General features: G+C 73.0%; 11 protein-coding genes. 7 read left to right on the forward strand and 4 right to left on the reverse strand.

The annotated features are described in order from the left end of the window. The first annotated feature begins 42 nt into the window (after nucleotides 1-42). A complete protein-coding gene (gene fdhD / locus BCL76_RS01600; RefSeq protein ID WP_109778293.1) occupies nucleotides 43-870 on the forward strand; it encodes a formate dehydrogenase accessory sulfurtransferase FdhD in 828 nt (275 codons plus the stop codon). 139 nt (nucleotides 871-1,009) lie between these two features. On the opposite strand, the gene BCL76_RS01605 is transcribed toward fdhD, so the two are convergent. Continuing rightward, nucleotides 1,010-1,447 (reverse strand): (2Fe-2S) ferredoxin domain-containing protein, encoded by a 438-nt coding sequence (locus tag BCL76_RS01605; RefSeq protein ID WP_181382397.1) that lies wholly within the window; start codon nucleotides 1,445-1,447, stop codon nucleotides 1,010-1,012. Nucleotides 1,448-1,456: 9 nt separating this feature from the next. Beyond that, entirely contained in the window at nucleotides 1,457-2,497 is a 1,041-nt protein-coding gene (locus tag BCL76_RS01610; protein ID WP_109777432.1) for a bile acid:sodium symporter family protein, read from the reverse strand. 130 nt (nucleotides 2,498-2,627) lie between these two features. Here BCL76_RS01610 and BCL76_RS01615 point away from each other — a divergent pair, with 130 nt between their 5' ends. From BCL76_RS01615 to BCL76_RS01640, 6 genes are all read left to right on the forward strand, one after another. Next, the gene (locus BCL76_RS01615; RefSeq protein WP_109777433.1) at nucleotides 2,628-3,485 is read left to right on the forward strand and encodes a LysR substrate-binding domain-containing protein; all 858 of its coding nucleotides are present in this window, start codon (nucleotides 2,628-2,630) and stop codon (nucleotides 3,483-3,485) included. 103 nt (nucleotides 3,486-3,588) lie between these two features. Beyond that, nucleotides 3,589-5,412: an AMP-dependent synthetase/ligase gene (locus BCL76_RS01620; protein WP_109777434.1), complete on the forward strand. Its 1,824-nt coding sequence runs from the start codon at nucleotides 3,589-3,591 to the stop codon at nucleotides 5,410-5,412. 138 nt (nucleotides 5,413-5,550) lie between these two features. Then, nucleotides 5,551-6,819: an ABC transporter substrate-binding protein gene (locus BCL76_RS01625; protein ID WP_109777435.1), complete on the forward strand. Its 1,269-nt coding sequence runs from the start codon at nucleotides 5,551-5,553 to the stop codon at nucleotides 6,817-6,819. A gap of 9 nt (nucleotides 6,820-6,828) precedes the next feature. Further along, on the forward strand, nucleotides 6,829-9,534 hold the full coding sequence (locus tag BCL76_RS01630; protein ID WP_109777436.1) for an ABC transporter permease subunit: 2,706 nt from the start codon (nucleotides 6,829-6,831) through the stop codon (nucleotides 9,532-9,534). After that, nucleotides 9,531-10,307: an ABC transporter ATP-binding protein gene (locus tag BCL76_RS01635; protein WP_109777437.1), complete on the forward strand. Its 777-nt coding sequence runs from the start codon at nucleotides 9,531-9,533 to the stop codon at nucleotides 10,305-10,307. Before BCL76_RS01630 ends, BCL76_RS01635 begins: the two co-directional genes overlap by 4 nt. 117 nt (nucleotides 10,308-10,424) lie before the next feature. Then, entirely contained in the window at nucleotides 10,425-11,273 is an 849-nt protein-coding gene (locus BCL76_RS01640) for an aldo/keto reductase (protein WP_109777438.1), read from the forward strand. Between the two features lie 153 nt (nucleotides 11,274-11,426). Here the strand turns inward: BCL76_RS01640 and BCL76_RS01645 are convergent, their stop codons facing one another. Both BCL76_RS01645 and BCL76_RS01650 read right to left on the reverse strand, forming a co-directional pair. Continuing rightward, complete coding sequence (locus BCL76_RS01645; RefSeq protein ID WP_258309207.1) at nucleotides 11,427-12,191, reverse strand: class I SAM-dependent methyltransferase; 765 nt, start codon at nucleotides 12,189-12,191, stop codon at nucleotides 11,427-11,429. Further along, the gene (locus tag BCL76_RS01650) at nucleotides 12,191-12,496 is read right to left on the reverse strand and encodes a 4a-hydroxytetrahydrobiopterin dehydratase (RefSeq protein WP_052872147.1); all 306 of its coding nucleotides are present in this window, start codon (nucleotides 12,494-12,496) and stop codon (nucleotides 12,191-12,193) included. The genes BCL76_RS01645 and BCL76_RS01650 overlap by 1 nt, the downstream gene beginning before the upstream one ends. Nucleotides 12,497-12,667 lie beyond the last annotated feature (171 nt).

Consider the following 12,667-nt stretch of genomic DNA (forward strand, 5'->3'; position numbering starts at 1 on the left):
AGGGTCGAAACCGGCGGGAACAGAAGGGTTGTGCTGATCACCATGGGACGGGTCACCGAGCGTCGACGTGTCGTCCGCATCCGGAACGGCGCGGCGGGTGTCCGGCCGGACACGCTGGTGGCCGAGGAGCCGCTGGAGATACGGCTGAACGGCAAACCTCTGGCCATCACGATGCGTACGCCGGGCGACGATTTCGCCCTGGCGGTGGGCTTCCTGGTCAGCGAGGGGGTGCTGGGCGCCGCCTCGGACGTACAGGCCGTCACCTACTGCGAGGGGGCGACCGCGGAGGGGTCGAACACCTACAACGTGGTGAACGTGCAGCTGGCCGCCGGGGTCCCGGTGCCGGACATCACGCTGGAGCGGAACGTCTACACCACCTCCTCCTGCGGCCTGTGCGGCAAGGCCAGCCTGGACGCGGTCCGGACGGCTACCCGTTTCCCGGGCATCGCCGCCGACCCGGTACGGGTCCCCGCGGCGGTCCTGAGCGCGATGCCGGACCGGCTCCGCGAGGCCCAGAAGGTCTTCGACCGTACGGGCGGCCTGCACGCGGCCGGGCTGTTCACGGCGCGGGGCGAGCTGCTCGACCTGCGGGAGGACGTGGGCCGGCACAACGCGGTGGACAAGATCGTGGGCCGGGCGTACCGGTCCGGGCGGCTCCCGCTGGCGGGCGCGGTCCTGCTGGTGTCCGGCCGGGCCTCCTTCGAGCTCGTGCAGAAGGCCGTGATGGCGGGCATCCCGGTGCTGGCGGCCGTCTCGGCGCCGTCCTCGCTGGCGGTGGACCTGGCACTGGAGTCGGGGATGACGCTGGTCGGCTTCCTTCGGGGGCCGGACATGAACATCTACGCGGGCGAGGGGCGGATCACGGTGTAGGTGCGCGCCGGAACCGCTCCTCGGCTCCCCGCTCGTAGCCGAAGAAGGTGGCCGTCACGTCGCTGCCGTCTCCCGCGGTGCCCTCCTTGCCGGTGCCGCTGAGGGTGAACCGGTCGTCGCGCTGCTGGATCCGGTCGTGTCATCGGCCCCGGCGGGCGCGCCGGGAGGCGACGGAGGGCGAGGGTGCCTTCGGGGTCGGCGGGTCGATGCGGTGCAGGTCCAGGGTGGGCGGGACCGGGGTGGTCCCGGGGCCGCCGGATTCGGCCCAGGCGATGATCTCGTCGGTCGCGGTGTCGTCCAGGGCCCAGCCGAACCAGGCCGCGCGGGCGCCGCGGCGGCGGGCCTCGGTGGTGGGCTGGACCACGATGACGTTGGCCTGGGCGCACGGGCCGAGGCACTCGCTCGTACGGACCGCCAGGCGGCCCCCGGACGCGGCGGCGGCCTCGCGCAGCCGGGCGAGTTGACCGGCGTGGTCGGAGCCGGGGTTCTTGCGCGAATCACCGCAGCAGCAGCCGCGGCAGACCACGAGGGTGCAGGGGCGTTCGGCGTGGGCGCCGAGCGGGCGTATCCAGGTCACCACCGAACGTTAGCGGGCGCGGGGCGCGGGCTGCCCGGGCGCGGGCGAGACGTCCGCCACACGGTCGGCGGGGAGTTGGGGCAGCGGGTCCCGGGCGCGGCGCCGGGCGATGACCGCGCAGACCATCAGCTGCATCTGGTGGAAGAGCATCAGCGGGAGCACGGCGAGGGCGGCGTGGGCTCCGAACAGCACGCTCGCCATGGGCAGTCCGGCGGCCAGGCTCTTCTTCGACCCGGCGAACTGGATGGCGATGCGGTCGGCGCGGCCGAAGCCGAGGCGGGCCGCTCCGTACCAGGTGGCGAGCAGCATGACGGCGAGCAGTACGGCCTCGACCGCCATCAGGGCGGCGAGCGTCGGGAGGCTGACCTGGTGCCAGATGCCCGCGACCACGCCCGCGCTGAAGGCGGCGTAGACGACGAGCAGGATCGAGCCGCGGTCGACGTAGCCGAGCACCTGCTTGTGGCGGACGAGGAAGCCGCCGACCCAGGGGCGCAGGACCTGTCCGAGGAGGAAGGGCAGCAGGAGCTGGAGGGTGATCTTCAGGAGGGAGTCGAGGGAGAAGCCGCCCGCGTCGCCGCCGAGCAGGCCGGCGGCGAGTAGGGGGGTGAGGACGATGCCGGCCAGGCTGGAGAAGGAGCCGGCGCAGATCGCGGCGGGAACGTTGCCGCGGGCGATCGAGGTGAACGCGATGGAGGACTGCACGGTCGAGGGGACCAGGCAGAGGAAGAGCAGGCCGGCGTGGAGCGGGGCGGTGAGCAGACCGGGGACGAGGCCGCGGGCGGCGAGGCCGAGGAGCGGGAAGAGGACGAAGGTGCAGGCGAGCACGGTGAGGTGGAGCCGCCAGTGGCGCAGGCCGTCGAGGGCCTCGCGGGTGGAGAGCCGGGCGCCGTAGAGGAAGAAGAGCAGGGCCACCGCCCCGGTGGAGGCGAGGTCGGCGATGGTGGCCGCCGGGCCGCGGGCCGGAAGCAGGGCGGCGAGGCCCACGGTGGCGAGCAGGGCCAGGACGTACGGGTCCAGGGGCAGCCTGGCGGGGAGGTGCGGGCGGCGCATGCGGGGGTGCTCACTTGCTGTCGGGGCGGGGTGCTCCCTTTCATGGTCGGCGGTGGGCATTCATCGGGAAACCCGCACACCGCACTCACTGTCATCGCGATCCGTGATGATCGGCGCTAGCGTGGCCGGTATGTACGACCCGGTGCAGCTGCGTACGTTCCTCACGGTCGCCCAGACGCTCAGCTTCACGCAGGCCGCGGGCCGGCTCGGCGTGGGGCAGTCCACGGTGAGCCAGCACGTGCGGCGGCTGGAGGAGGCGACGGGGCGGCCGCTGTTCGTCCGGGACACGCACAGTGTGGGGCTGACGGAGGACGGGGAGGCGCTGCTCGGCTTCGCTCGGACGATCCTGGAGGCGAACGAGCGGGCGGCGGCCTTCTTCGCGGGGACCCGGCTGCGGGGGCGGCTGCGGTTCGGGGCCTCGGAGGACTTCGTGCTGACCCGGCTCCCGGAGATCCTCGAAGGGTTCCGGCACGAGCATCCCGAGGTGGATCTGGAGCTGTCGGTGGAGCTCTCCGGGACGCTGCACGAGCGGCTGGCCGCGGGGCGCCTGGACCTGGTGCTCGCGAAGCGGCGGGGGCCCGGGGACGAGCGGGGCCGACTCGTGCGGCGGGACCGGCTGGTGTGGATCGGCGCGGAAGGGGTACGGGTGGACCCGGAGCGTCCTGTGCCGCTGATCGTCTTCCCGCCGCCGGGAATCACCCGGGCCCGGGCGCTGGAGGTGTTGGAACGGGAGGGGCGGGCCTGGCGGATCGCGTGCACGAGCGGCAGCCTGAGCGGCCTGATCGCGGCGGCCCGGGCGGGGCTCGGTGTGATGGCGCACGCCCGCGGGTTGATCCCGCCGGGGCTGGTGCGCGTGGGCGGGCTGCCGGAGCTCGGTCCGGTGGAATTCGCGCTGCTGCGCGGGCCACGCCCGTCGGAGGCGGCCGAGGCGCTGGCCGGGGCCGTGCTCTTCGGTGCGGACCGGCTCAGTCGCACGTCAACGGCGTGAAAACCGTGATCACTGGGGAGGTCTTGTGCAGGTATCCGAAGGCCGGTGAACCCCTGTTGACCGTGCGGTACGTTCACCGCGGCGCGCGGAGAGGAGCGGGGCATTGCGCGAAATCACCGTCCCACCCGTCGTCACGGGCGCGCCCGTCGGCGGCCTGGCCGACATCGTCTTCCAGCACGCCCACGAGGATCCGGACCGGGTTGTGCTCGGCCGGAAGATCGACGGGGTCTGGCGGGACATGACGTCCCGGGAGCTGGCCGCCGAGGTGCTGGCGCTCGCCCGGGGGCTGCTGGCCCAGGGGGTGCGCTTCGGGGACCGGGTCGCGGTCATGTCCCGCACCCGGTACGAGTGGACCCTCTTCGACTTCGCCCTGTGGGCGATCGGCGCCCAGCCCGTTCCGGTGTACCCGACGTCCTCCGCCGATCAGGTGCACTGGATCCTCCTCGACTCCGACTGCACGGCCTGTGTGGTCGAGGACGAGAACCAGGCGATGACGGTGGGATCGGTCATCGACCGGCTCCCCCACCTGCGCCTGCTGTGGCAGCTCGACGCCGGGGCGGTGGACGGCCTCGTCGCCGACGGCCGCGGGGTGGCCGAGGACGTCGTGCACCGGCACCGGGGTGCGGTGACGCCGGACGCGACCGCGACCGTCATCTACACCTCGGGGACGACGGGCCGACCGAAGGGGTGCGTGCTCACCCACGCCAACTTCATGTACGAGACCGACACGCTGGTCAACCGCTGGGAGTCGGTCTTCCAGGCCCGGCAGGGCGAGGAGCCGTCCACCCTGCTCTTCCTGCCGCTGGCGCACGTGTTCGGGCGGATGGTGGAGGTGGCCGCCGTCCGGGCGCGGGTCAAACTGGGCCACCAACCGGTACTGGCGGCAGCCGAGCTGCTGCCCGACCTCGCCGCTTTCCGGCCGACCTTCGTGCTGGGCGTCCCGTACGTCTTCGAGAAGATCTTCGCGGCCGCGCGCCGCAAGGCGGAGGCGGAGGGGCGTACGGGTCCCTTCGACCGGGCGGTGGAGACGGCCGTGCGGTACGCGGAGGCGCGCGAGCGCAAGGCCTTCGGCGTCGGGCCGGGGCCCTCGGCCGCCCTGCGCATGGAGCACCAGCTCTTCGATCGGCTGGTCTACGGCAAGGTCCGTGAGGCGATGGGCGGCCGGGTGCGGCACGCCATGTCGGGCGGGTCGGCGATGTCGCGGCGCCTGGGGCTGTTCCTCGACGGGGCCGGGATCACGGTGTTCGAGGGGTACGGGCTGACCGAGTCGTGCGCGGCGGCCACCGCGAACCCGCCGGGGGCCACCAAGTACGGCACGGTGGGACGGCCGATCCCGGGCAGCACGGTGCACATCGCGGACGACGGGGAGGTCTGGCTGCACGGCGGCCACATCTTCTCCGGGTACCTGAACGACCCCCGCGGCACGGAGGCGGTCCTGCGCGGCGGCTGGCTGGCCACGGGAGATCTGGGCCGGCTGGACGCGGACGGGTACCTGACGATCACCGGGCGCAAGAAGGACATCCTGGTGACCTCCAACGGCAAGAGCGTCGCGCCCACCGCGTTGGAGGAGCGGGTCCGTTCGCATCCGCTGGTGTCCCAGTGCGTGCTGGTGGGCAACGACCGACCGTACATCGCGGCGCTGCTCACCCTGGACATGGACGGGATGGCGCACTGGCTGTCGATGCGCGGCCGGCCGCAGTTGCCGGCGAGGGAGCTGGTGGGGGACCCGGAGCTGACGGCGGAGGTCCGCCGGGCGGTGGTGGCCGCGAACACCCTGGTCTCGCAGGCGGAGGCGATCCGCACCTTCCGGGTGCTGGGCGAGCAGTTCACGGAGGAGCGCGGGCTGCTGACGCCGTCGCTGAAGCTCAAGCGCCGGGCGATCGAGAAGGCGTACGCGAAGGAGGTCGCGGCCCTGTACTCCTCCTGAGAACGGGATCCGAGACTCCTGGCACAGGGATCCGACAACACGATCTGACGGTTCGTCATTTCTACTCGTCGACAATATTGACGATCCGTCAGGTCACGCACAGAATGCGGGGATTCCGACCGGAGGGGATCCCCCGACATGTTGCGACCGATCCGCACCCTGGCCGCCGCGGCGGCGGCCCTCGCGCTCGTCTCCGCCTGCAACTCCGCGTCCACCGACGGCAGCTCACCCAAGGCGCCCGGCGCTGCGACCGGCAACTCCCGCGGGGTGAGCGCCGACTCGATCAAGGTCGGCGGGATCGTGTCGATGACCAGCGCCGGCGGTTACAGCAAGAAGGACACCGACCTCGGCGCGAAGGCCCGCTATCTGCGGGCCAACGCCGAGGGCGGGATCAACGGGCGGAAGATCGACTACCTCGGCGCGGAGGACGACGGCCAGGACCCCGCCAAGAACCTGGCCGCCGCCCGCAAACTCGTCCAGCAGGACAAGGTCTTCGCCGTCGCCCCCATGAGCTCGGTGACCTTCTCCGGCGCGGACTTCCTGGAGCAGGAGAAGGTTCCCACCTTCGGCTGGGGCACCCTGCCCGCCTTCTGCGGACCCCGGCACATCTACGGCTTCAACGGCTGCCTGGTCCCCGCCCCGGGCGGCACCATCAACCAGACCTGGCCCGAGGGCATCGGCCAGATCCTGGGCGGGGCCCAGGGCAAGTCGGTCGCGATCATCGCCAACGACAGCGACGCCGGCAAGTTCGGCATCCGCACCTTCCAGCAGGGCTTCAGCAGCGCCGGCTTCAAGGTCTCCTACGCCAAGGCCTCGGTGCCCGCCACCGCCGTCCCGAGCGACTGGTCCGCGTACGTGAAGGAGATCCTCGCCGCGAACGACGGCAAGGCCCCGGACGCCGTCGTCTCCGTCATGCAGACCCCGAACAACATCGGACTGTTCACCGCGCTCAAGCGCAGCGGCTACCGGGGACTGCTCTCCGACCCGACGGACTACGACCCCGGGCTGCTCGCCAAGGACGCCACCAAGCAGGCCCTGGACGGGGTGCACGTACTGCTGCAGTTCCAGCCGTTCGAGTCGACCGATCCGAAGATGGCGCAGTTCAAGGCCGACATCAAGGCGGCCGCGGGCGGCCAGGAGGTCCCGCTCAGCATGCATATGTTGACCGGGTACATGTCGGCCGACCTGTTCCTCGCCATCGCGCAGAAGGCGGGCAAGGACCTGACCGTCGAGTCCTTCCAGGCCGCCGCGCAGGGCTTCTCCGACACCGGCACGCTCGTCGGCGACCGGGCGGAACCCAAGGGGCAGAAGGACAGCTTCGGCTGCGGAGCACTCGTACAGCTGAAGAACGGCGCCTACGAGGTCTCCGTACCGTTCAAGTGCCACGAACCCATCCCCTTCAAGTAGGGCAGCGGCATGGGGGATCTGCTCGTCTTCGTCCTGAGCGGTCTGGTTTCCGGCGCCCTGTACGCACTGCTCGCCACCGGGCTGGTGCTGTCGTACTCGGCGTCCGGACTGTTCAACTTCGCGCACGGGGCCACCGCCTACCTGTGCGCGCTCACCTTCTACGAGCTGCACTCGGGGCTCGGCTGGCCCGCCGTCCCGGCCGCCCTGCTGGTGGTGTGCGTACTGGCTCCCGGTCTCGGCTGGGGGCTGGACCGGCTGATGTTCCGGCGGCTCGCCCGGGTCGGTGAGACCGCGCAGATCGTGGCCACCATCGGGCTGCTGGTGGCGCTGCCGGCCGCCGGGCTGTGGGTGGTGGAGCTGTTGGCGGACGCGGGCGCGCCGGTGCAGCCGGCGGAGAACCAGTTCGGGCTGCCGGGAGTGGGACCCAGCCCGGCGAAGTCCTGGCAGCTCGCGGACGGCGTGGGCATCGACTCCGACCAGCTGATCACCTGGGTGGTGACGGCGCTGGTGGCGGTGGCCCTGTGGGTGCTGATGCGGCACACGCGGCTGGGGCTGCGCCTGCGCGCCGCCGTCGACAACCGCTCGCTGACCGAGCTGCGCGGCATCAGCGCCGACCGGCTGTCGTCGGTGGCCTGGATGATCGCGTCGGGGCTGGCCGGGCTGGCGGGTGTCCTGGCGACGCCGCTGCTGGGGCTGTCGGCGCACGACTTCACCCTGTTCCTGTTCGTCTCGGCCACGGCGGCGGTCATCGGACGGTTCGCGTCCGTGCCACTCGCCTTCGCGGGCGGACTCGGGCTCGGGGTGCTGCAGAACCTGGTGGCCGGGTACGCGTCCTTCGCCGAGTCCGTCACCGGATTCCGCACGGCCGTACCCTTCCTGATCCTGTTCGGCGGGCTGCTGGTGCTCACCCGTCGGGCGCGCACGGCGGGGGTCGCGGCCGTGGACCCGCCGCCGGTCGACCATCTGGCCGGGGCCCCGTGGTCACGGCGGTGGGGGGTGTGGGCGGCGGGCGCGGTGCTCCTGTGCGTGGCGTTCTACACCGTGACCACACCCTTCTGGAGCGGGCTGCTGGCACAGGGCCTGGCCGTCGCGCTCGTGTTCATGTCCTTCACGGTGGTGACCGGCCTCGGGGCGATGGTCTCGCTGGCGCAGGGCACCTTCGTGACCGGCGCGGCACTCGTGGCGGGGCTGCTCATGAGCCGGGGCTGGCCCTTCGTGGCCGCGCTGGCGGTGGGCACCTGCGTGGCGGCCCTGTTGGGGGCGCTCGTCGCGCTGCCAGCGCTGCGGCTGGGCGGCAGGTCCCTGGCCCTGGCCACGCTGGCGCTGGCCTTCCTCGCCGATCAGGTGCTGTTCCAGCTGCGGTGGCTGCGCAACGGCGACGCGGGGTGGTCGATCCCGCGACCGGTGTTCGGACCGGTGGACCTCTCCGACGACCGGGCGCTGGGGGTGGCCCTGGTGGTGCTGGTCGCGCTGGTGGCGGCCGGGCTGACCGCGCTGCGCGGCTCCCCGTCGGGGCGGGCGATGCTGGCGGTCCGGTCGGCCCCGGCGGCGGCGGTCGCCTCGGGGGTGTCCGTGCTGCGCACGAAACTGCTGCTGTTCACCCTGTCCGCGGGGCTCGCCGGGTTCGGGGGCGTGCTGTACGCCTCGTACAACACCCGGATCACGGCAACGGACTTCACGGCGATGACCGGGCTGGTGTGGCTGGCGGTGGTCGTGGCGGCCGGGGTGCGCAGGCCGCAGTACGCGGTGGTGGCGGGGCTGGTGTTCGCCGTCGCCCCGCGGGTGCTGTCCGACTACGTGACCGGGTCCGCGCACCTGCCGGTGATCCTGTTCGGGCTGGCGGGATTGGCCCTGGCCAACGATCCCGACGGATATTGCGCGGCGGTTCCGGTGCGGCTCGCTCGGCGGCGCGCCGCCGCCCCTTCCCGGCGCTCCGCACCGAACCCGTCGGGGGCTCCGCCCCCGAACCCCCGCGCCGCTATCTCCCCCAACTACCGCCGGGAGGGGCCCCCTGGCGGGGCTGATGTCGCCCTGGAGCTGCGCGGGGTCACCGCCGGGTACGACGGGGGGCTCGTGCTGCACGGGGTGGACCTCGCCGTCCGCGCGGGCGAGATCCTCGCCGTGCTGGGGCCCAACGGAGCCGGGAAGAGCACCGCCTGCCGGGTCGCCGCCGGGCTGCTGCCGGTCGGGTCCGGGGCGGTGTACGTGGGCGGGCGGGACGCGACCGGGGACGGGGCCGTGCGCCGGTCGCGGGCCGGGGTGCTGCTCGCCCCCGAAGGCCGCGGGATCTTCCCCGCGCTCACCATCGAGGAGAACCTCGCCCTGTACCTCCAGGACGCCGACGCCCGGGCCGCCGTCTACGCGCACTTCCCGCGGCTCGCCGAGCGGCGCCGGATCCCCGCCGGGGCGCTCTCGGGCGGGGAGCAGCAGATGCTCGCCCTGGCGCCGCTGCTCCAGCGGCCGCCCACGGTACTGATCGCCGACGAACCCTCGCTCGGGCTCGCCCCACGCGTGGTCGAGGAGGTGTACGCGCTGCTCACCGAGCTCCGTGACGCCGGGACGGCGCTGCTCCTGGTGGAGGAGAAGGCGGCCGAGATCCTCGGGATCGCCGACACCGTGGCCTACCTCTCCCAGGGCCGGGTCTCCTGGTGCGGCCCCCGGGCCGAGGTGGAGGCGGACCGACTCACCGAGGCCTACCTGGGGATGGCGACATGAGCGAGGGCGGGTACGTACTGCAGGCCCGCGGGATCGGCGTGCGCTTCGGCGGCGTCCGGGCGCTGACCGGGGTGGATCTCGGGGTCCGGGCGGGCGAGGTGTGCGGGCTGATCGGGCCGAACGGCGCCGGGAAGACCACGCTGTTCGACGTGCTGTCCGGGATCCGCCGCCCCGAACGGGGGCGGCTGCTGCTGGACGGTACGGACATCACCCGCCGCTCCCCGGTCTGGCGGGCCCGGCACGGGATACGCCGGACCTTCCAGCGGCAGCAGTTGTTCGGGCAGCTCAGCGTGGCCGACAACGTGCTGGTGGCGCAGGAGTGGCGGGGCGGCGGGGGCGGACCGGCCGCCGATCTGCTCGCCCTGCCGCCCCGGCGCGCCCGGGAGCGCGAGCGCCGGGCCCGCGGCGAGCGGGTGCTGGCCGACTGCGGGATCGGGGCGCTCGGAGCCTCGTACGCGGGCGGGCTGCCCGTCGGGCAGGCCCGGATGGTGGAGCTGGCCCGTGCGCTGGCCGATCCGCCGCGGGTGCTGCTGCTGGACGAGCCCGCTTCGGGCATGTCCGCGCCCGAGCGGGACCGGCTCGCGGAGGTCGTGCGGCGGCTGGCGGAGCGGGAGGGCTGCGCGGTGCTGCTGGTCGAGCACAACGTGACCTTCGTGATGGAGCTGTGCGCGCGGGTCGTGGTACTGGACCTCGGGACGGTACTGGCCGAGGGCAGCGCGGCCGAGGTCCGGGCGAACCCGCTGGTGCGGGAGGCGTACCTCGGGACCTCGTGAGGACGCCACGCGCGGAGCGGGTGGCGGGAATACGTCGTACGAGAGGCCGGTTGTCGCCCCTCGTACGACGCTCCATCCCCGCCGCACCACGACACCGACGTGAGGGAACGACCAGACGTGAACCAGGTCCCCGCCATCAAGCTCAACAACGGCACGCTCATGCCCCAGCTCGGCTACGGCGTCTGGCAGGTGCCCGACGCGGAGGCGGAGCACGCTGTCGGGACCGCCCTGGAGGCCGGCTACCGCAGCGTCGACACGGCTGCCGTCTACGGCAACGAGGCCGGTACCGGCAAGGCCCTCGCCGCCTCCGGGCTGGCGCGCGAGGAGCTGTTCGTCACCACCAAGCTGTGGAACGGCCCGAAGCAGAAGTGGGGCCGGGACCAGGTGCTGCGCGCCTTCGACGACTCCCTGGCGAAGCTGCGCCTGGACCACGTCGACCTGTACCTGATCCACTGGCCGCGTCCGATGCGTGACGACTTCGTCGCCATCTGGAAGACCTTCGAGGAGATCGCGGCGAGCGGGCGCGCCAAGGCGGTCGGTGTGTCGAACTTCCGCCCGGCCGACCTGGCGCGCATCGCTGCCGAGAGCGAGCTGGTCCCGGCCGTGAACCAGGTCGAACTGCACCCGCTCTTCCCGCAGGCCGAGCTGCGCGCCGTGCACGCCGAGCGCGGGATCGCCACCGAGGCCTGGTCCCCGCTGGGCCAGGGCAAGGAGCTGCTGACGCTCCCGGCCGTGACCGCGATCGCCGCCGCGTACGGCCGTAGCGCCGCGCAGGTGGTACTGCGCTGGCACCTGCAGCACGGGAACGTCGTGATCCCGAAGTCGGTGACGCCCGCGCGCATCCGGGAGAACCTGGACGTGTTCGGCTTCGAGCTGGCGACCGCCGACATGGCCACGCTGGACGCCCTGGGCGCGGGGGCGTCGGGCCGCCGGATCGGCCCGGACCCGGCCGAGTTCGACGTGTGACACGGTCCGGGGCCGGTTCCGGACGTGGTCCGGGGCCGGTTCCGGGTTCGGTTCCGGTTCCGGGGTCGTGCGCCGGGACCGGCTGCGGAGTCGGCTCCGTGTTCAGCTCCGTGGTCGACTCCCTGGGCGGCTCCGGGTGGGCCTTCCCGGGGGTCAGACGCGTACGAAGCTCCGTATGCGGTACGTCGGCTCCGCGCGCGGGACGTCCTGGTCCGGCAGCAGCTCCAGCCGGGCCGCCAGTTCCCGCGCGGTGATGCCGCGCGGGACGATGCGGGAGGCGTACCGGCCCGCGAGCAGGTCCACGGCCGAGCCGCGCGGGGTACGGCCCTGGCCGTGGCCGGTGAACCGGGCCTCGCCGACCGCCAGGAGTCCCGCCCGGGCCGCGTAGGCCTCCACGTCCCCGGAGGCGTCCGAGGGGGTCGGGGTCAGGTGCGCGGCGAAGACGGCGTCGATGTCGCTGCCGACGTCGTGCGCCGAGTCCTTGTCCACGGTGGCGAGGAGGACCCCGCCGGGCCGCAGCACCCGGGCGGCCTCGGCGATCACCGCCGGCACCAGGCCCGGCTCGCGCAGCAGGTGCAGCAGCCACACCGCGCTGACCGCGTCCAGGGATCGTGACCGGACCGGAAGCCGGGCCGCGTCGGCGACGATCACCGGGACGCCGCGCCGCACGGCCGCCGCGGCCATGCCGCGGGAGGCGTCCGCGCCCAGGACGCTCAGGGCGGGGCGCCTCAGCCGACCGGTGACGATGCCGGTGCCGCACCCCAGGTCGAGCAGGGTGTGCGCGTCCGCGGGAAGCAGTTCGAGGACGGCGGCGGCCGCCGCCTCGGCGCGCGGAACTCCGCCGCGGGTGGCGTCGTAGGACTCGGCCTCCGCGTCGTAGTCGAGCAGGGTTCTCACGGACGGTATGTGCGTGGTCATCAGCTCGCGCCGTGGGCCGGGGCGAGGGCCTCGACGCGTTCGGCGAGGGCGAAGTCGGACTCCGTCACCACATCGCCGGCGTCGTGGCTGTTCACGGAGAGCCGGACCGTGTCGTAGCCGAGGGTCAGGTCGGAGTGGTGGTTCAACTCCTGCTGGACGCTGGCGATATGGGCGACGAGGGCGCTCGCGGCGAAGTGCGAGCCCAGCCGGTAGGTGCGGAAGATCCGGTCGTCCTCGAAGGCCCAGCCGGGGAGCTCCCGCAACCGGTCCTCGATCTCCTTCTGTGACAGCGGCTCACTCGGCATGCACCGGCTCCTTTTCCCCGTGACGTGTAGTCAAGGTTCCCACAGTGCACGGTGGAACAATCCTTTCGCGCCATAGTGCGCTCGGGTGCTTCTACGCCTTCCCGGTCCGCCGCACCCCCCATATGCTCCTGCGCCGAACGGACTGTTACCAGCGGTAACGAAGGGGCATTC

The sequence above is a fragment of the Streptomyces sp. CG 926 genome (assembly GCF_003148825.1).
GTDB lineage: Bacteria > Actinomycetota > Actinomycetes > Streptomycetales > Streptomycetaceae > Streptomyces.

What these genes read in the sequence shown, in the direction of transcription:
- fdhD (WP_109778293.1), top strand. Translation starts at nt 43, where the DNA reads ATGGGACGGGTCACCGAGCGTCGACGTGTCGTCCGCATCCGGAACGGC.
- BCL76_RS01610 (WP_109777432.1), bottom strand. Translation starts at nt 2,497, where the DNA reads ATGCGCCGCCCGCACCTCCCCGCCAGGCTGCCCCTGGACCCGTACGTC.
- BCL76_RS01615 (WP_109777433.1), top strand. Translation starts at nt 2,628, where the DNA reads ATGTACGACCCGGTGCAGCTGCGTACGTTCCTCACGGTCGCCCAGACG.
- BCL76_RS01625 (WP_109777435.1), top strand. Translation starts at nt 5,551, where the DNA reads ATGTTGCGACCGATCCGCACCCTGGCCGCCGCGGCGGCGGCCCTCGCG.
- BCL76_RS01630 (WP_109777436.1), top strand. Translation starts at nt 6,829, where the DNA reads ATGGGGGATCTGCTCGTCTTCGTCCTGAGCGGTCTGGTTTCCGGCGCC.
- BCL76_RS01635 (WP_109777437.1), top strand. Translation starts at nt 9,531, where the DNA reads ATGAGCGAGGGCGGGTACGTACTGCAGGCCCGCGGGATCGGCGTGCGC.
- BCL76_RS01645 (WP_258309207.1), bottom strand. Translation starts at nt 12,191, where the DNA reads ATGACCACGCACATACCGTCCGTGAGAACCCTGCTCGACTACGACGCG.
- BCL76_RS01650 (WP_052872147.1), bottom strand. Translation starts at nt 12,496, where the DNA reads ATGCCGAGTGAGCCGCTGTCACAGAAGGAGATCGAGGACCGGTTGCGG.